Source organism: Aureimonas sp. OT7, from assembly GCF_014844055.1.
GTDB lineage: Bacteria > Pseudomonadota > Alphaproteobacteria > Rhizobiales > Rhizobiaceae > Aureimonas > Aureimonas altamirensis_A.
Genome location: NZ_CP062167.1, coordinates 1,807,168 through 1,825,315 on the forward strand (window position 1 = coordinate 1,807,168; position 18,148 = coordinate 1,825,315).

An 18,148-nucleotide genomic window follows, 5' to 3' on the forward strand; every position below is an offset into this window, starting at 1 on the left:
AGGAGTGCGCCGGGGATGACGCGGGGATTACGAAAAGGTCTGACCTCCTACGGCGACGACGGGTTTGCCCTGTTCCTGAGGAAGGCCTTCATCAAGGCGGCAGGGTACTCCGACGATGCACTCGACCGTCCCATCGTCGGCATCACCAATACGTATAGCGACTACAACCCCTGCCACGGCAATGCGAAAACGTTGCTCGAGGCGGTCAAGCGCGGCGTGATGCTGGCGGGCGCGCTGCCGATGGAGTTTCCGACCATCTCCATCCATGAAAGTTTCGCCCATCCGACATCGATGTTCCTGCGCAACCTGATGGCGATGGATACCGAGGAGATGATGCGCGCCCAGCCGATGGACGCGGTGGTCGTCATCGGCGGGTGCGACAAGACCTTGCCGGCCCAGATCATGGCGGCAGCCAGCGTCGACCTGCCGACCGTGGTCGTGCCGGTGGGTCCGATGGTGGTGGGGCATCACCGGGGCGAGGTGCTCGGTGCATGCACGGATTGCCGGCGCCTGTGGGGTGCCCATCGCGCCGGCGAGATCGACGAGACGGAGATCGACACCGTCAACGGTCGCCTTGCCCCGTCGGTCGGTACCTGCATGGTCATGGGAACCGCCAGTACGATGGCCTGCATAACCGAAACGCTGGGTCTTTCGCTGCCGATGGGCGCCACGATACCGGCTCCCCATGCAGAGCGCGTGCGACTTGCCGAGGACAGCGGCAAAGTCGCCGCGCGGATGGCCGTCGAAGGCGGCCCCCTTCCGAGCCGGCTTCTGACGCCGCAATCCTTCCGGAACGCCGTGATCGTCATGCAGGCGATCGGCGGTTCGACCAACGGCATCATCCACCTGGCTGCCATCGCTGGCCGGACCGAGCATACCTTGTCCCTCGACGAACTGGACGAGATCGGTCGCACCGTGCCCGTTCTCGTGGATCTCAAGCCCTCCGGTCAGCATTACATGGAGCACTTCCATCACGCCGGCGGCGTGCCGAAACTGCTGAAACAGCTTGGCGACCTGGTCGAGCTCGACACGCCGACGATATCGGGAGCAACGCTTCGCGACGTCGTGGCGGCCGCCGAGGATGACCCCGGCCAGACGGTGATCCGCTCGACGTCCGATCCCATCAAGGCGCAGGGCTCGATGATCGTGCTCCGCGGCAATCTCGCACCGGGCGGGGCCATCCTGAAGCAGGCGGCGGCGAGTTCGCATCTTCTGCACCATACCGGTCGGGCGGTGGTGTTCGACTCGGTCGCCGACATGGCCGAGCGGATCGACGATCCGCAACTCGATGTAAATGCCGATGACGTGCTGGTGCTCCGAAACGCGGGTCCGAAGGGCGCTCCCGGCATGCCGGAGGCCGGCTATCTTCCCATCCCGAAGAAGCTCGCGCGGCAGGGCATCAAGGACATGGTGCGCATTTCGGACGCAAGGATGAGCGGAACGGCGTTCGGTACGATCGTGCTGCACATCACCCCGGAGGCGGCTATCGGCGGCCCGCTGGCCCTCGTGCGGACGGGGGACCTCATCCGGCTGGATGCCGAAGGGCGTCGTCTCGAACTGCTCGTCGAGGAGGACCAGCTCGAACGCCGCCGGTCGGAGCATGTCCGCGCCCCCGATGCCAAGGGTTCCGAACGCGGCTACGCCCGCCTGTTCGTGGAGAATGTCCTGCAGGCCGATGAGGGTTGCGATTTCGGCTTCCTGCGCCGCAGGCCGGATTGAGGGCTATCGAGATCTTCGCCTCGATAGCCCCTATTACGTCGTGCGGCGGCGGCGTCCGCGGCCGGGCAGCCTAAAGGGCGGCGCGCGCATCCTTGCGAGCCAGCCGCGTCAGCAGGTAGGCGATTTCCTCCTGGGCCGCCGCGCTGATCCGCGCCCCCGACGCCAAGGGTTCCGAACGCGGCTACGCCCGCCTGTTCGTGGAGAATGTCCTGCAGGCCGATGAGGGCTGCGATTTCGGCTTCCTGCGCCGCAGGCCGGATTGAGGGCTATCGAGATCTTCGCTTCGATAGCCCCTATTACGTTGTGCGGCGGCGGCGTCCGCGGCCGGGCAGCCTAAAGGGCGGCGCGCGCATCTTGCGAGCCAGCCGCGTCACCAGGTAGGCGAGTTCCTCCTCGGCCGCCGCACTGATCCGCGCCCCCAATGCCAAGGGTTCCGAACGCGGCTACGCCCGCCTGTTCGTGGAGAATGTCCTGCAGGTCGATGAGGGTTGCGATTTCGGCTTCCTGCGCCGCAGGCCGGATCGAGGGCTATCGAGATCTTCGCCTCGATAGCCCTTATTACGTCGTGCGGCGGCGGCGTCGTTCGCGGCCGGGCAGCCTAAAGGGCGGCGCGCGCATCTTGCGAGCCAACCGCGTCAGCAGGTAGGCGATCTCCTCCTGGGCCGCCGCACTGATCCGCGCTCCCGATGCCAAGGGTTCCGAACGCGGCTACGCCCGCCTGTTCGTGGAGAATGTCCTGCAGGCCGATAAGGGTTGCGATTTCGGCTTCCTGCGCCGCAGGCCGGATCGAGGGCTATCGAGATCTTCGCCTCGATAGCCCTTATTACGTCGTGCGGCGGCGGCGTCGTTCGCGGCCGGGCAGCCTAAAGGGCGGCGCGCGCATCTTGCGAGCCAACCGCGTCAGCAGGTAGGCGATCTCCTCCTGGGCCGCCGCACTGATCCGCGCTCCCGATGCCAAGGGTTCCGAACGCGGCTACGCCCGCCTGTTCGTGGAGAATGTCCTGCAGGCCGATAAGGGCTGCGATTTCGGCTTCCTGCGCCGCAGGCCGGATTGAGGGCTATCGAGATCTTCGCCTCGATAGCCCTTATTACGTCGTGCGGCGGCGGCGTTCGCGGCCGGGCAGCCTAAAGGGCGGCGCGCGCATCCTTGCGAGCCAGCCGCGTCAGCAGGTAGGCGATTTCCTCCTGGGCCGCCGCACTGACCTTCGGGCCCGGCCGGCGCAGCCCGTCATGCGCGATGAGGCCGCGCCGCCTGAGGACGTGTTTGCGGACCGCAAGACCCACTCCCGGCTGCTGCTCGTAGCGGATCAAAGGCAGGTGTGCGTCGAACAGGTCGTGTGCGGCATCCTTTTCTCCGTTTTCATGCAGTCGATGCAGTTCCACGAGCATGTCGGGAAACGCGTAGCCTGTCATCGCCCCGTCGCTGCCGCGCCCCGCTTCGAAATCGAGGAACAGCCCTCCATTCGCCGTCAGGATGGAAAAGCGACGCAATTTTTCGTCGTCGATCATCTTCCGCAATGCGCTGATCTTTTCGAGGCCGGGCCAATCCTCTTCCTTCAGCATGACGCAGGACGGATGCCGACGCATGATCTCGGCGATCACCGGGACGGACATCTGCACGGTCAGTGTCAGCGGGTAGTCCTGGAGTGCCCACGGCGTGTCGGCGCCGATGCTGTCGACGGCCTGCTCGAAATAGGCAAGGATCTGCTCGTCGGTACGCAGATGGGGGGCGGGGGCCACCATGACCCCGGCTGCACCGAACTCCATCGCATCCCTGGCCAGCGTTCGCATGGCGGCGAAGCCGGGCGCCGAAACGCCGACAACCACCGGGATCCCGGCCCGGTCGATGACGCGGCGCGCAATCGTGCGCGCCTCCTCCGCCTCCAGTTTGGCGGCCTCGCCCATGATCCCGAGGATCGTTACGCCGGTGGAGCCGCATTCGCGGTAGAAATCGATCAGCCTGTCGAGCGAATCGTAGTCGACGCTCCCGTCGGGAAGAAACGGCGTCGGCGCGATCGGGTAGACGCCCGTCGTCTGGGTATTGAAAGACATGTCTGTTCTCCGGAAACGATGCACGGTCTGCGACGTGCGGGGCGGGGCGGGGCGCTATATGCTGGCGATCAGGCCGCCATCCACGCGCATGACGGTGCCGGTGATGTACGAGGCCTGCTGCGACGCCAGGAAAGCGACGGCGTCCGCGTATTCTTCCGGCCTGCCGTAGCGGCCGACCGGTATCGCGTCGGCGCTTTCCTTGCTGACGCTCTCGACGCTGCGGCCTTCGCGCCTGGCCTTCTGCTCGTCCAGATACGTGATCCGGGCCGTGGCTATGCGGCCGGGCAGGATGATGTTGGTGGTGATGCCGTCATGGCCGACTTCCCGCGCCATCGTCTTCGACCAGCCGACGAGTGCCAGCCTCAGCGCGTTCGAGATCCCGAGGTTCGGGATGGGCGAGACGACGCCGGACGAGGTGGAGGTGATTATCCGTCCCCAGCCCTGCCGGCGCATGCCGGGCAGCACCGCATCCGTGACCGCGATCACCGAGCGGACCATGCTGTCGAAATGCTTCGTCCAGAGTTCAGGCGCCTGGCCGGCCGCCGGCGTTGGGGGAGGGCCGCCGGTGATATTCACGAGTATCGAGACGGAGCCGAATTTCGCCTCGATCTCTGAAATCCTGGACGCAATGACGCTGAGGTCCGCGATGTCCCACTCGAGGGCCATGGCCTCGGCATCCTCGCCGGACAGCCGCGATGTCGCCCGGCGGGCGGCGTCCCCGTCGATGTCCGCCAATACGACGCGCGCGCCTTCACTGGACAGGCTGTGAGCGATCGCTCCGCCCAACCCTCCACCGGCGCCAAACACCAGCGCAACCTTGCCCCGCAGTCCCAAATCCATCTGGGTTCTCCCTTCCGGATCGTTGATACCGAACTGCGAAAGTTAATAATACTGTTGGATTGGTTGGTTCAGAAGATAGAGAAAATGATGGATTCTCGATTGCCGCAAACCTTCCTCGCCGTCCTGGAGCACGGCTCGCTCGCCGCTGCGGCGCGGCATCTGGACCTCACGCCGGCGGCCGTCGCCCAACGCATGGATGTTCTTGAACGGGAGATCGGCGTTCCCCTGCTGACGCGGGCCGGACGCCGCGTGGTGCCGACCCAGGCCGGGCTTGCCATCGTCGAGAGCAGCGAGAGGATGATCGTCGAGGTCAGGCGGATGCGCAGCCTGGCGCGCAGCGACGAACTGGTGGGCGAACTCCGGTTGGGAGCGATCGCGACGGCGATGACCGGCGTGCTCCCCGATGCGTTGGCGCGGATCCGAAGCGAAGTGCCCAAGCTCGAGGTGTTCCTCATGCCTGGCAGTTCCCGCGATCTCTACAAAAGCGTCGTCGAGGGAAAGCTCGACGCTGCTATCGTCGTCAGGCCGCCGTTCGAGATTGGAAAAGCCCTCGAATGGCGACGCCTGCGATCGGAGCCGCTTCATCTCTTCTGCCCATGCGATACCGCGGAGGACGACGTATTGGCGATCCTCCGGAGCCGGCCCTTCATACGCTACGACCGGAGCAACTGGGGCGGAAAGCAGGTCGACGACTGGCTCCACGAAAACGAACTGGCGCCGCAGGACTGGCTGGAACTGGACTCGCTGGATGCAATCGCCATCATGGTGGGCAGGGGCCTCGGCGTCTCGATCCTACCGAACTGGGCGCGCCCCTGGCCCGAAAAGCTCAATGTACGGCTGCTACCCCTGCCGGGCTCCCGCCCGCGCGAGGTCGGGGCCCTTTGGCACCGTGGCTCGCCGGTGACGCGCCTCGTCGAGGCGCTGCTCCAGGCGATCGACAGCGGGGACGAAAATCCAGGCGGGCGGTCCTGACGCTCCCGCCCCAAAACTCCAGGACACTCGTCGTCCATAATTATCAATAATACCGCGAATAAGTGGCGTAATTGGCCTAGTAAGCAAGATTTTACTGCTGCTGCTCGGCGAGCGCGGCACCATCCGGCTGGACGGTTCTGTATTGACCCTGTCCGGGGCCGAGGAGGATACCGTCACCTTCGATCCGCAGGCCACCTATTCCGATTCCTGCGCGGCGGCGATCGGGCATTTCGTCGACTGCCTCAGATCCCGCGCGCCCTTCGAGACATCCTCGAACGACAATCTGGAAACGTTGCAACTGGTGGAGGACTGCTATCGTAGGTCGGGGTTCCAACAGCAAAGGCAAAGCGCGGCATGAACGAAGCCACCGTCTCCTCCTCGCGCGAGGTCGAATTGCTGGAACTCGAGCGACGCATGGAGGAGGATATCATCTTCGGCCGGCTGGCTCCCGGCACCCGCCTTGTCAAAGACACGTTGATGGCGCGCTACGGCGCGTCACGGCACTATGTGCGTCAGGCGCTGGCGCAACTGGAGCGGGCGGGTATCGTGCTGCGCGAGCGAAATGTCGGCGCGACCGTGCGTTCGTACTCGCCCGAAGAGGTCGCGCAGATCTACGAGGTGCGCGAGATGCTGACGCGGCAGGCGGCGCTGAAGATCGTGCTGCCGGCTCCCCCGGATTCGTGGAACGCCTGCGGGCCATCCAGGCCGAGTATCGCCGGTATGCGAGCGAACTCGACCTGCACGGCATGCATGAGACGAACGATGCCTTCCATCTCGCCCTGTTCTCGGCCTGCGGCAACCCGTATCTGGTCCAGACACTACAGGACTACATGGGGCTGACGCTGCCCATGCGGGCCAAGAATCTTGCCGATCACGAAGGCCTGAGCCTCTCCCTGCGCCAGCACGACACCATGATCGAGTTGCTGCAGGGAACCGATAGCTGGGCGCTGGCGCAACTTTGCGTCGACCACATGCACTTCAGCAAGGCCGACTACCTCAAGCGGGCGGCCGGAGATGCCCGCGTCCTGACGCCGCTTGGGCAGGCGGGTGGCGGCAAGAGGCAATCGGCGTGACGCCGGCAGCACAGGTTCCCACCGTCCGACGCGACCGGTGGCGCGGAGGGAGCCCGCCTGACGCATGACGATCGTACCGGGCCGCGCCTCTGCCTTGCGCCCCGAACATACTCCAGGGGGCCGGCCTTTTGGTTACCGGAGGGCACCTGCGACACGCATGCGCACGTCTTCGGCTCGAAATACCCTCTTGCCGATGGACATGGCTACAAGCCGCACGATCTCGGAGCGGGGGATTATCTTCGCCTTCTCTCCAACATGGGCATCGCGCGCGGCGTGCTCGTTCAGCCCAGCGTCTACGGCACGGACAACAGCGCGCTGCTCGACGCGCTGCACCAGGCGCCCGACATCCTCCGCGGCGTTGCCGTGCTTCATCCCGACATCGACGCCGGAGCGGTGCGGGAGCTTCATGAGGCGGGGGTGCGCGGCATTCGCGTCAACCGGCGCGATCCGGGCGGTCTCTCCCTCGACGCCATTCCGACTCTCGGTCGCATCGTTGCGCCCTTCGGCTGGCACATCCAGCTACAGGTACAACTGGCCCACGCCCGATCTTGCCTGGATCGTCGGCGGCTGTCCGGTGCCCGTCGTGATCGACCATTTCGGCTTTCCGGAAATGTCACCGACGTGGCCAGGGTGCGATTTCACCAGTCTTCTGACACTCGTCGAACAGGGCAGGGTGTGGGTCAAGATGTCGGCGCCGTACCGGGTGAGCCGAGCGGGCTTCCCGTACGCCGACACCGCGCCGATGGTGGAGGCGCTTGCTGCCTGCCGTCCGGCCCCCCTGCTCTGGGGAATCGATTGGCCGCATACGGAACTGTGGGCCGATATGCCCGACGACGCGGACCTGATCGACGCCACGCCGATCCGGTCGCTGACGCCGGATGTGCAGTGGGCGATCTTTGTGGAGAACCCGGCCGCCCTCTATGGATTCCATACCGGTGTGTCGGGCGACGCCCCTGGCTAACCGGCGGATTGACGCGCGCGAGGCCGTCGGCCCCGACGTGCGCCTCATGGTCGATGCGAACGACGCCTACCAGCATTACCAGGCGACCGAATTCGCCCGCGAGGCCGAACGGTACGACCTCTTCTGGTTCGAGGAGCCGGTCGAGCCGGACGACTACGAGGGGCAACGCGAGGTCACGCGCTCGACGACGATCCCGGTGGCGGCGGGCGAGAACGAATATACGAGATACGGCTTTCGCGACCTGATCGACCGGCGATGCATCGATATCCTGCAGCCGGACGCGCTCGTGATGGGCGGCATCACCGATTCATGAAAGTGGCGGCGTTGGCGCAGGCGAACGACCTGCATATCGCGCCGCACGGCAACCAGCGCGTCCATGTGCATCTCGTCTGCGCCATTCCGAACGGGTTGATCCTCGAATATTACAAGGACAATGTGGATCCCATCCTCGGCGATGCCTTCGCCCATCGGCTCGAGGCGTGGGACGGCCGGATCATTGCGCCCGACCGGCCCGGGCTTGGGCTCGAGCGCAACCGCGACCTTCTAGACCGATATCGCGTACCATAGGGCCATGGCCGCAGGCCGGCTCAAGGAAGGGTTGCACGCGCGCAACCCGCCTCCGGCGGCATCGTGCATGCCGCGGGGATGTTCGCTACGGAGCGATCGGCCATGGGGATAGCTGGTGCCGCTTGCGTGACTCGAACACGCGACCCCATCATTACGAATGATGTGCTCTACCAACTGAGCTAAAGCGGCTGGTTCCTGTAGGAACGGCGCCCTGATACATCCCATCCGGGCGCCGTTCAAGCCTTATTTTATGAAACGAGGCTTAGAGCGTTTCCCGCACATATGGAATCACTCTGCCGGAGGCGCTTCGGGCCGCAATCGAGGTGGGTGTCGAAGGCCATACTGGTGTATGGCCAAGATGCACGCCGAAGACGGCGGCTCGAATGGTCCCGGCCCTTCGGGTTTCCCGGGGGCGGACGTCCGCGGCGTCAGCCGGACTTGCCCGTACCGCCGGTACGGCCTGCGCCGCCTTCCTGGCGGGCCATCCGGCCCTCGGAGAAACAGAGTGGTTCCATATGAACGGGAAGCGCTCTAAAGCGCCAGCCGTCGGCGCGCCGCTTCGTATTCGCCGGCCAGCCTGTCCACCAATCCGGCCGCGGGCACCACGGCATCGACCGCGCCGACGCCCTGGCCCGCGCCCCAGATATCCTTCCAGGCCTTTGCCTTGTCGCCGCCGACGGCAGCGCCGAAATCCATCTTGCTCTTGTCCGCCTCCGGCAGGTTGTCCGGATCCATTCCGGCCGCCTCGATGGACGCCCGAAGATAGTTGCCCGATACGCCGGTGAAGTAACTGGAATAGACGATGTCGCCCGCATGCGCGTCGACGACCGCCTGCCGGTAGGCGTCGGAGGCATTGGCCTCGTGCGTCGCGATGAAGGCGGACCCGATATAGGCGCCGTCCGCGCCCATGGCCTGCGCCGCCAGCACCGCGCCGCCGGTGGCGATTGCGCCCGACAGGAACAAGGGCCCGTCGAACCAGCGACGGATCTCCTGCACCAGCGCAAAGGGCGAAAGCTGCCCCGCATGGCCACCGGCGCCCGCCGCCACCGCGATCAGGCCGTCAGCGCCCTTTTCAACCGCCTTGTGCGCGAAGCGGTCGTTGATCACGTCGTGCAGCACGATGCCGCCATAGGCATGTACCGCCTGGTTGACCTCTTCCACGGCACCGAGCGACGTGATGACGATCGGCACGCGGTGCTTGACGCAAAGGGCCAGATCGCGATCCAGCCGCGTATTGGAGCGGTGGACGATCTGGTTGACGGCGAAGGGGGCCGCGCGCCGACCGGGATTGGCCGCATCGTGGGAGGCGATCCCCTCGGCAATCTCGACCAGCCAGTCGTCCAGCAACGATTCCGGCCGGGCATTCAACGCCGGAAACGCCCCGACGATGCCGGATGTCACCTGCGCAAGAACCAGCCGCGGGTTGGACACTATGAACAGAGGCGCGCCGATGATGGGCAGCCTGAGTTCCTGCATGATCGCCGGCAGTGACATTCTTCCTCCCGATTGACGTAAACGTAAATGGTGCGGTCACCAAAGCTGGCGGAGATGGAAAGGTCAAGACTTTGCCCATCTCGCATGGTCAACACTGGAACCGGCGATCCCGGCCAGGGTTTCTGTCGGGCAGGTGACGAGAGGGGACAGGTTTCATGAATTTCAGGTTCAATGGGCGCAGCCACCGCACCGCAGTCTGGGCCGGCGCGTTGGCCGGGGCAGTGCTGAGCGCCGGTGCAGCGATGGCGGCGAGCGAGGAAGCATGGGACGGCTTCCGTGCCGACGTCCGCAAGGCGTGCCTGACGAAGGGCGAGGAACTGGTTGAAACGCCGGCCATCGTCGTCGACCCATTCGGCTCCGAAAGTTACGGCTATGCATTGATGACGGGCATGGAGAAGGGTTCTGCCAACGTCCGCTCGGTGGTCTGTGTCTTCGAAAAGCAATCCAAAACGGCAGAAGTCAGCGCGCCGCTGGACCTGGCCACAAGCGAAGCTCCCGGCCTTGCCGAGGAAACCGGCAAGTCTGCGCGCGTCGACCGGGGAACGGGGGCGGGCGTCGTCGCGCCGTTCGGCGGGCAATGCACGGAGGAATGCGAAGCAACCCTGTCGCTGCTGGATGCCGACGATCAGCGCAAGGTTACGCGGCTTCCGCAGGTGATCGCCCAGACGATTCTGGAGCATCCGCAGGGGACGGGCATCGCTGCCGTGGATGGCGTGCGCGATGTCGCGCTGTCCTTCAGCGAACTGGTGGCCGGAACCCCGTCAGACACCCTGGCCGCGCCGCGCTCGGCGATGCCCGGCAAGGTCCCGTGCTCGGTCTACTATTATGGCTTCCTGAACGAGCCGGCCAAGCTGGTTGGCAATCACACCTGCACCGTTTCGGCGCTGGAAGGGGGCGGCCTCCTTCTGGAGAAGACCACGGGCGAACGTCTGCGTGCCGAACTGCGACCCCTGACCGACGGATTCTCCGCCGTCATCGGCCGGAACTTTTTGGCCGAGCAGGAAGAGCGGCAATATGATTCGGCCAATCCGACCAATGCCGGCAACGACAATTTCGGCAATGTTGTCGGCCTTGCGACAGCGGGCAACGGCCGTCTCTACGTTTTCTCCAGCGAGCAGCGCGGCTTCGAGCAGGAAGATCCGACATTCTTCTGGGCCCTGACCGTAGGGGGCTGAATTCACTTGCCTTCGCGCCGGCATCTCCCCATTTTGTGAGGCGATGGAAGAGTTGTTCCCCGCCTCGCAAAAGACGCTGTCGCTGTTCGCCGAACCGGGCAACCCCGTGGTCCGGGTGATCGATACGGAGACGGCCGGTCAGGCGCGCGTGGCCGAGGATGCGGTCATTGAAATCGGCTCCGTCGATCTCGACCTCGTCACCGGCCGCATCTTCAACCCCATGCAGACATTGGCGGACCCGGGCGGCGTCATCATCACCGAACACGCAAGGCGGGTGCACCGCATCAGCGATGAGATGCTCGTCGGCGCGCCACCGTTTGCCGAAGCCGCCGCACCCTTTACGCAAGGGGTCGAAACCTATGCCGCGCAGCGCGCCAGCTTCGACCGCGACAGGCTGCGTTTCACCGGCCGCTGGTTCTGCACCTACAAGCTCGCCCTGCGTGCGTTTCCGGATGTGCGTTCGCACGGGCTGCAGTCTCTGGTTAAGTACCTGCCGCTCGATCTTTCCGAAGTGCAGGGCCAACTCGAGGGGCTTCATCCGCACCGCGCTTTGTACGACGCTCTCTGCACGGCCATCCTGATGCGGCGGATCGCGGAGCAACTCCTGCCCTTCTGCCAGGGCCTCGACGATTTCATCGAGCGCGCGGAGCGCGTGACGCTGGAGCCGGCGCTGCTGGCGCGTTTCCGCTTCGGAAAGCATAAGGGGATCGCGCTCGGAAACGTACCGACCGACTATCTGGAATGGGTGGTGATGCAGCCCAACATGGAGGCCGACGCCGCCTTCACCGCCCGCCACCATCTGAAGCGCCGGCAGGCCGAGCAGTTGCAACGCATCGCGCGCGGCCCCGTCATCGCTGCGATCGCATCCTGAAGGCCACGACGGGATGGAGCGTTTCGCCGAGCTTCTCGACCGATTGCTTCTGACACCGCAGCGTAACGGTAAGCTGCGCCTCCTCGTCGATTACTTTCGCCATGTGCCGGACCCGGAGCGCGGCTATGCGCTGGCTGCGATCACCGGCGGGCTGGATATACGAAGCGTCAAGCCCGCCATGCTGCGGGCGCTGATGGCCGAGCGGATGGACGAGGTGCTGTTCGGCTATTCCTACGATTATGTCGGCGACCTTGCGGAAACCATCGCACTGGCATGGCCCGAGCGGGAGCGGGCCGGCAGACAGGCCGCGCCCGCGCCGCCCGATCTGGCGGAAGTGATCCACGCGCTGGACGGAGCCACGCGGGCGGAAGGCCCGCGTCTGGTGGAGGCGTGGCTGGACGTTCTGGAATCGCCGGGGCGATATGCCCTGCTGAAGCTTGTGACCGGATCGCTGCGCATCGGCGTTTCGTCGCGCCTCGCCAAGCAGGCCCTGGCTGATTTCGGCACAGGCGACGTCGCCGAGATCGAGGAATTGTGGCACGGGCTGAAGCCGCCCTACGAGGAGCTGTTCGCATGGCTGGAGGGGCGGGCGGACAAGCCGGCATCGGCAGCCCGCGCACCGTTCCGCCCGGTCATGCTGTCACAGCCGCTGGAAGACGGCGACCAGGCCCGCATCAAGCCCGAGGATTATGCCGCCGAATGGAAATGGGACGGCATCCGCGTACAGGCGACGGTGGATGGTGGGGTAAGGCGGCTCTATTCGCGCACCGGCGACGATATCTCCGGCTCGTTTCCCGATCTCGTCGACTACATGACCTATGATGGCACACTCGACGGCGAGCTTCTCGTCGCTCGGCCGGCCTCGCCGGATGAGCCGGCCGTCGACGGCGGCGGCATCGTTGCCGCAAGTTTCTCGGATCTTCAGCAAAGGCTGAACCGCAAGGCCGTATCCGCCGCCGTCATGCGCAAATATCCGGTGTTCCTGCGGGCCTACGACCTCTTGCAGGACGGCGCGGAGGATATACGGGCGCTGCCCTATACGGAGCGGCGGCGTCGGCTCGAGGCATTCCTCGTCCATCTGGAGCCGACGCGCTTCGACCTGTCGCGCCAGGTGTCCTATCGGGGCCTCGAAGAGTTGGCGGCAATGCGGGCCCAGCCTCCCCACAGCGTGATCGAGGGTTTGATGCTCAAGCAGCTCAACTCGCCCTACGTTCCGGGGCGTCCGAAGGGGCCATGGTTCAAGTGGAAGCGCAATCCGCACCTGATCGACGCCGTGCTGATGTATGCGCAACGCGGCCACGGCAAGCGCTCCAGCTACTATTCCGACTACACGTTCGGTGTCTGGACGGGGCCGGAGGATGCGCCCGAACTGGTGCCCGTCGGCAAGGCCTATTTCGGCTTTACCGACGAGGAGTTGCGCCGGCTCGACAAATACATCCGCGATAATACGATAGAACGCTTCGGCCCGGTCCGATCCGTCCGGGCAGAGCCCGACCATGGTCTCGTCATCGAAGTCGCCTTCGAAGGGCTGCAGAAGTCGTCTCGCCATCGCTCCGGCGTCGCCATGCGATTTCCGCGCGTGTCGCGCCTGCGCTGGGACAAGCCCGCCTTCGAGGCCGACCGGCTGGATACGCTGCAGGCGATGCTGCAATGATGACGAGAGGTTTTGAACGGTCGATCGCCTTGCCTCTGCCGCAAGGCACGCATAAGTGAGGCCGAACAGCAGACGAGGGTGTCCATGCCGGGTTCAGTTTCCAATTTTCTGGGTGGATCGCCCCTGTCGGTCATCGTGCGGCTGGCGATCCTGTCGCTGCTTGTCGGCATCCTGATGAGCTGGTTCGATATCCGGCCGGTCGAGGTCGTCGACTGGGTGGTCGATTTCGGGCGCTATCTCTGGAATTCGGTCTTCGGCTCGCTCAACCGTGCCATCGACTATTTCCTGCTCGGCGCGGTGATCGTGGTGCCGATCTTCCTTATTTCGCGGCTTGCCAAGATGGGCAAGCGCTCATGACGCCACTCGTCTTTACGGCGGTCATTCTGGCGGCGTTGCTCCATGCGCTCTGGAATGCCCTCCTGAAGACGCAAAGCGACAAGTATGCCGGCGCGCTCGGCGTCTCCATCGGTGGTGTGCCGCTGGCGCTGGCCTGCCTTCTGGCCGCGGGGCTTCCGTCGGCGGAGAGCTGGCCCTATGTCGCCTCGTCCGCGCTGATCCACACCTTCTATTTCGTCTGCCTGCTGAACGCCTACCGCGCGGCGGACTTCACGCAGGTCTATCCCATCGCCCGGGGCGCCGCGCCCGTCATCACGGCCCTTGCCGGCACCATTCTGGTCGGCGAGGTGCTGACGCCCCTGCAGACGGCCTCGGTCATGGTCATCGCCTGCGGCGTCATGAGCCTCGTCTTCGCCGGCCGGGGCGGCCGTCGGCTGACCCGGGCCGGCCTGTTCTGGGCCCTCGCCACCAGCGTCATCATCGCCACCTACTCCCTGAACGACGGCGTCGGCGCGCGCCTTTCCGGCAACAGTTTTGCTTTTTACGGCGCGTCCGCCACGCTGAACGCGGTGTTGCTGACGGCCTATATCGGCTGGCGGCATCCGCCCGCCATCCGCAACAGCTTCACCACGGGCCGGCGCGCGCTGTTGATAGGGGGCCCGGTGTCCTTCATCGCTTATGCGCTGGTGACGTGGGCTTTCTCTCAGGCTCCCATCGCGATGGTGTCCGCCCTGCGCGAGATCTCCATCGTATTCGCGATCCTGATCGGCACCTTCATTCTGCGCGAGCGAATGGACTGGCGACGCATAACCTCGTCCTTCGTGACGCTGATGGGCGTTCTTCTGCTGCGAGCCGCCAAGTAGCCTCAGGAGAACTCGCGCGCTACGCGGTGCAGGATGGTGTGTCGGCGCGCCAGGGTGTCGATGTCGCGGCTGTAGCCGCCGCCGATGACGCCGACCACCGGAATGTCACGCTGCCGGAAAAACCCGATGACGCGCCTGTCGCGTTCGGCAAGGCCACGGTCGCTGAGGGCGAGGCGGCCAAGCCTGTCTTCGGCATGCGGGTCCACCCCGGCATTGTAGAAGACGATGTCGGGCCGGGCGCGGCGCAGCGCTTCGTCCAGGAGGGCCGGCAGCATCGCTAGGTAGGCGACGTCCACCATGCCATCCGGCAGGGGCACGTCGAGATCCGAGACCGCCTTCTCATAAGGATAGTTGCGCGCCGCATGCATGGACAGGGTGAAGACGGCGTCGTCGTCCGCGAAGATGCGGGCGGTGCCGTCACCCTGGTGGACATCGCAATCGAAGACGAGGATGCGGGCGACGTCGCCGTCGGCCAAAAGGGTTGCCGCGGCAACGGCCACATCGTTGAAGACCGAGAAACCTGCTCCGCCGGTGCGGGAGGCGTGGTGGCTGCCGCCCGCCGTATTGCAGGCAAGGCCGGTATCGAGCGCAAGCTGGGCCGCGATAACGGTGCCGCCGGTGGCATGCAGCGAGCGCCTGGCGACCCGTTCGTCCACCGCGAATCCGATGGCCTTGTCCTCCTGCGGGGTGGTGGTGCAGGTGAGGATGCGTTGCACATAGGCCGGGTCGTGCGCGCGCTCCAGCCAGCTTTCAAGAGCCGGCGCCGCCGCATGGAAGCCCTCGGGCCCCACGATCCCGTCCTCGATCAGGATTTGCGCGATCCTGGAAAATTTCGACATCGGGAAGCGATGCGCCGTATCGAAAAGGGCATCATAGGCGGGATGGTGGATGAATGGCGGCGTCAGCTGCCGACCTGTTCGGCGGGCGGGGGCCCGCGCTCCAGGATCTCGTCGACGCGCGTATCGCGGATGCGGCCCAGGTTCGGCGCGCGCGATTTGTCGAGATAGTGCACGAGGCCGTTGAGAATGCGCAGGGGCAGGCGCGGGCCGGCATAGACGAGGGCGGTGTAGAACTGTACCAGGTCCGCCCCGGCCTCCATCTTGGCGAGGCACGTGCGCGCGCTTTCCACTCCACCGGCGCCGATCAGTGGAAAATCCGGCCCAAGCGCCTTGCGGAAGGCCGCCAGCGCAAAGCTGGAACGGCTGATCAACGGCCGCCCCGAGAGACCGCCGGCTTCCTCCCCATGTTCCCGCCCTTCCACGCCGTAACGCGACAAGGTCGTGTTGGAGACGATCAGGCCGTCCAGCCTGTATTTGCGCACCGTGTCGGCGATGGCGCCGATTTCGGGCAGGGACAGGTCCGGCGCCACCTTCAGGAAGATCGGGCAGGGGGGCACGGCGGCCAGCGCGGCCGCGCCGTCGCGTGCCGCGGCCACTGCGTGCAACAGCTCGACCAGCTCGTCGCCCTTCTGCAGCGAGCGCAGGCCCGGCGTGTTGGGAGACGAGATGTTGACCGTCAGATAGCTGGCCAGGGGCGCGAAGCAGTGAACGCCCGCGACATAGTCGGCGATGCGATTGCCGCTGTCCTTGTTGGCGCCGATGTTGACGCCGACGATCCCCGCCTTGCGCACGCGTTTCTTCAGGCGCGCGGCGACTTCCGCGTGGCCGTCATTGTTGAAGCCGAGCCGGTTGATGATGGCGCCGGCCTCGGGCAGGCGGAAGATGCGTGGCTTCGGGTTGCCGTCCTGCGGCTGCGGCGTGACGGTGCCGACCTCGATGAAGCCGAACCCCAGCTTCAACATGGCGTCGGGCACTTCCCCGTTCTTGTCGTAGCCCGCGGCAAGCCCGAGCGGGTTCGGGAAGGACAGCCCGGCCAGTTCTACCTTGAGTCGCGGGTCTGTCGGCACTTCGATGCGCGGCATCAACCCGGTCTTCAGGGCGCGGATGGACAGGGTATGGGCCTGCTCCGGATCCATCCGGAACAGCAATGGTTTGGCCAGGCGATAGGCGACGCTCATCGGATCGACTCCGGAAATGCGTGGCGACCATCCGGCGACACCGCGACCTCTGTCGCAAAGATCACGCTGTCCATAGCAAGGTTGCCGTAGAGATGAGGGAAAAGCGCACCGCCGCGCGATGGTTCCCAGCGCAGCTCCGCGCCAAGCCGGCGCGGGTCGACAGCCACCAGAAGCAGGTCCGTCTGACCCTTGAAGTGCTTTTCCGCCGTCTCGCGCAGTTGGGAGCCGGTCGAGAAGTGGATGAAGCCGTCCTGCAGGTCGACGGGCAATCCTTCGAAGCGGCCGGAGTCTTCGGCCTCTGACCAGAGTTTGGCCGGGACGAGCTTGTAGATGGGTTCGTTGCGGTTCATCGGTTGTCCGAAATGCGAGGGGACGTCATCGGGCAGCGGCCGCACCGGCCAGCGCGACATCGGCGATCCCGCCGATGAATTTCGACATTTCACTCATGGATGTTTCGCCGGCCTTGCGGCCGAACGCCTGGAACACATGGCAGCCGCCCGTCCAGACAGAGAGCTCCGAGCCGTTGCCGGCAGCCATCCAGCGGGCCGCCATGAACACCGAATCGTCCAAAAGAAGGTCCCGCGTGCCGACGGTGAAAAGCGCCGGCGGCAGCCCGGACAGGTCCGCGTAGAGGGGTGATATCGCAGGATCGCGCAGGCTGAACGCTTCGGGCACGAAGCGCATGACGAATTCCTTGATGTCATCGGTGTTGAGGACAAGCCGCTCTTCGCCTGCATTGCGCACGCTGGGCGTCAGCGAAAGATCGTAGCAGCCGGCATTCAGGTTGGCTGCGGCAAACGGTACGAGGCGATGCCCGTCCCGCAGCCGCAGAAGCGTCAGCACGCTGAGATGCGCCCCGGCGGATTCACCCCCGATCGCCAGGAAATCCGTCGGCGCCCCCTCGATCTCCCCGCGCACCAGGGCAAGGGCGGCATCCTCGCAATCGTCGGGAGCGGCGGGAAAGGGATGTTCGGGCGCCAGCCGATAATCCACCGAAACCGTCGCAAGGCCGGTCGCGTCCGCCAGCCGCCGCAGGGCGGCGTCGTTTTCGATGGCTTCGCCGAACACCCAGCCGCCGCCATGGATATGCAGGTATGTGCCGCGCGGCTTACCGCCTGCAGGCATCAGGATGCGAACCGGGATCTCAACGCCGCCGCGGCCGCGAACGCTGCGCGTGATCGCGTCCGGGTCGGGAGCGACCGGCGGGAACACGCCTTTCCCCTCGCGGCGCGCCGCGCGGACGACCTCCTCGGGGAAATCCCATGGGCTGGGACGCGTTTTCTGGAATGCGACGATAGAGGTGTTCAGTTCCGCCAACTCGTCGGAAACAAGCCCCTTATCGAACATTGCCCGGTTGATGACGATCGATTGGCCCGTCATTTGTCCTCGTGCGCCATACGCCAAGTCTGCACGTTCTAAAGCCTTTCCTGCCACAGGGGAAGCGCCCGGTCCGTTGCGGCGCGGGCGATCCGCCTGACGCGAAAGCGGCTGCGTTTAACCATTGCCGTCCGCCCTGGCAAGCCGGCGCCCATCTGCGTCGCCGAAGGCGGCGCA

17 protein-coding genes, 1 tRNA gene and 2 pseudogenes are annotated in these 18,148 nt (G+C 65.5%); 11 read left to right on the top strand and 9 right to left on the bottom strand.

Features of this window, described 5'->3' with window-relative positions; genetic code table 11:
- Positions 1-15 precede the first annotated feature (15 nt).
- Positions 16-1,719: an IlvD/Edd family dehydratase gene (locus IGS74_RS08720; RefSeq protein ID WP_192391087.1), complete on the top strand. Its 1,704-nt coding sequence runs from the start codon at positions 16-18 to the stop codon at positions 1,717-1,719.
- A gap of 1,125 nt (positions 1,720-2,844) precedes the next feature.
- Here the strand turns inward: IGS74_RS08720 and IGS74_RS08725 are convergent.
- Positions 2,845-3,771 (bottom strand): dihydrodipicolinate synthase family protein, encoded by a 927-nt coding sequence (locus IGS74_RS08725; RefSeq protein WP_192391088.1) that lies wholly within the window; start codon positions 3,769-3,771, stop codon positions 2,845-2,847.
- 54 nt (positions 3,772-3,825) lie between these two features.
- The gene (locus tag IGS74_RS08730) at positions 3,826-4,611 is read right to left on the bottom strand and encodes an SDR family oxidoreductase (RefSeq protein WP_192391089.1); all 786 of its coding nucleotides are present in this window, start codon (positions 4,609-4,611) and stop codon (positions 3,826-3,828) included.
- An 84-nt stretch (positions 4,612-4,695) separates the two neighbouring features.
- Between IGS74_RS08730 and IGS74_RS08735 the strand changes: the two genes are divergently transcribed.
- The 3 genes and pseudogenes from IGS74_RS08735 to IGS74_RS08745 all read left to right on the top strand — a co-directional run bounded on the left by IGS74_RS08735 (position 4,696) and on the right by IGS74_RS08745 (position 6,656).
- Positions 4,696-5,583, top strand: a complete 888-nt coding sequence (locus tag IGS74_RS08735; RefSeq protein WP_246723092.1) for a LysR family transcriptional regulator — start codon at positions 4,696-4,698, stop codon at positions 5,581-5,583.
- Between the two features lie 142 nt (positions 5,584-5,725).
- Positions 5,726-5,941 carry a hypothetical protein gene (locus IGS74_RS08740; RefSeq protein WP_192391090.1) on the top strand — a complete coding sequence of 72 codons (216 nt, stop codon included), beginning with the start codon at positions 5,726-5,728 and terminating at the stop codon, positions 5,939-5,941.
- A pseudogene (locus tag IGS74_RS08745) lies at positions 5,938-6,656 on the top strand (GntR family transcriptional regulator). Before IGS74_RS08740 ends, IGS74_RS08745 begins: the two are co-directional and overlap by 4 nt.
- A gap of 132 nt (positions 6,657-6,788) precedes the next feature.
- Here the strand turns inward: IGS74_RS08745 and IGS74_RS20420 are convergent.
- Entirely contained in the window at positions 6,789-7,064 is a 276-nt protein-coding gene (locus tag IGS74_RS20420; RefSeq protein WP_281413059.1) for a hypothetical protein, read from the bottom strand.
- Between IGS74_RS20420 and IGS74_RS20425 the strand changes: the two genes are divergently transcribed.
- Both IGS74_RS20425 and IGS74_RS20285 read left to right on the top strand, forming a co-directional pair.
- Complete coding sequence (locus tag IGS74_RS20425; RefSeq protein WP_281413060.1) at positions 7,063-7,617, top strand: amidohydrolase family protein; 555 nt, start codon at positions 7,063-7,065, stop codon at positions 7,615-7,617. The genes IGS74_RS20420 and IGS74_RS20425 overlap by 2 nt on opposite strands.
- Before the next feature lie 46 nt (positions 7,618-7,663).
- Positions 7,664-8,184 (top strand): annotated as a pseudogene (locus tag IGS74_RS20285) (enolase C-terminal domain-like protein).
- 113 nt (positions 8,185-8,297) lie between these two features.
- On the opposite strand, the gene IGS74_RS08770 reads toward IGS74_RS20285, so the two are convergent.
- Positions 8,298-8,373, bottom strand: a tRNA-Thr gene (locus IGS74_RS08770).
- 342 nt (positions 8,374-8,715) lie between these two features.
- Positions 8,716-9,678 (bottom strand): nitronate monooxygenase family protein, encoded by a 963-nt coding sequence (locus tag IGS74_RS08775; protein WP_192391094.1) that lies wholly within the window; start codon positions 9,676-9,678, stop codon positions 8,716-8,718.
- Between the two features lie 155 nt (positions 9,679-9,833).
- Between IGS74_RS08775 and IGS74_RS08780 the strand changes: the two genes are divergently transcribed.
- From IGS74_RS08780 to IGS74_RS08800, 5 genes are all read left to right on the top strand, one after another.
- Positions 9,834-10,853, top strand: coding sequence for a hypothetical protein (locus IGS74_RS08780; RefSeq protein WP_192391095.1), 1,020 nt, complete (start codon positions 9,834-9,836; stop codon positions 10,851-10,853).
- 43 nt (positions 10,854-10,896) lie between these two features.
- Positions 10,897-11,724, top strand: a complete 828-nt coding sequence (locus tag IGS74_RS08785; protein ID WP_192391096.1) for an exonuclease domain-containing protein — start codon at positions 10,897-10,899, stop codon at positions 11,722-11,724.
- A gap of 13 nt (positions 11,725-11,737) precedes the next feature.
- Positions 11,738-13,378: a cisplatin damage response ATP-dependent DNA ligase gene (locus IGS74_RS08790; protein WP_192391097.1), complete on the top strand. Its 1,641-nt coding sequence runs from the start codon at positions 11,738-11,740 to the stop codon at positions 13,376-13,378.
- A gap of 84 nt (positions 13,379-13,462) precedes the next feature.
- Positions 13,463-13,735, top strand: coding sequence for a DUF6460 domain-containing protein (locus IGS74_RS08795; protein WP_039189422.1), 273 nt, complete (start codon positions 13,463-13,465; stop codon positions 13,733-13,735).
- Positions 13,732-14,577 (top strand): DMT family transporter, encoded by an 846-nt coding sequence (locus IGS74_RS08800; protein ID WP_039189425.1) that lies wholly within the window; start codon positions 13,732-13,734, stop codon positions 14,575-14,577. The genes IGS74_RS08795 and IGS74_RS08800 overlap by 4 nt, the downstream gene beginning before the upstream one ends.
- A gap of 2 nt (positions 14,578-14,579) precedes the next feature.
- Here the strand turns inward: IGS74_RS08800 and IGS74_RS08805 are convergent, their stop codons facing one another.
- Genes IGS74_RS08805 through IGS74_RS08820 form a run of 4 tightly spaced genes read right to left on the bottom strand, consistent with a single transcriptional unit; the run spans position 14,580 to position 17,974 of the window.
- Positions 14,580-15,482, bottom strand: coding sequence for a histone deacetylase (locus tag IGS74_RS08805; RefSeq protein WP_206688252.1), 903 nt, complete (start codon positions 15,480-15,482; stop codon positions 14,580-14,582).
- Positions 15,479-16,594 carry a quinone-dependent dihydroorotate dehydrogenase gene (locus tag IGS74_RS08810; protein ID WP_192391099.1) on the bottom strand — a complete coding sequence of 372 codons (1,116 nt, stop codon included), beginning with the start codon at positions 16,592-16,594 and terminating at the stop codon, positions 15,479-15,481. Before IGS74_RS08810 ends, IGS74_RS08805 begins: the two co-directional genes overlap by 4 nt.
- Positions 16,591-16,944, bottom strand: coding sequence for a DUF952 domain-containing protein (locus IGS74_RS08815; protein WP_192391100.1), 354 nt, complete (start codon positions 16,942-16,944; stop codon positions 16,591-16,593). The genes IGS74_RS08810 and IGS74_RS08815 overlap by 4 nt, the downstream gene beginning before the upstream one ends.
- A 25-nt stretch (positions 16,945-16,969) precedes the next feature.
- The gene (locus IGS74_RS08820; protein WP_192391101.1) at positions 16,970-17,974 is read right to left on the bottom strand and encodes an alpha/beta hydrolase; all 1,005 of its coding nucleotides are present in this window, start codon (positions 17,972-17,974) and stop codon (positions 16,970-16,972) included.
- Between the last annotated feature and the right edge of the window lie 174 nt (positions 17,975-18,148).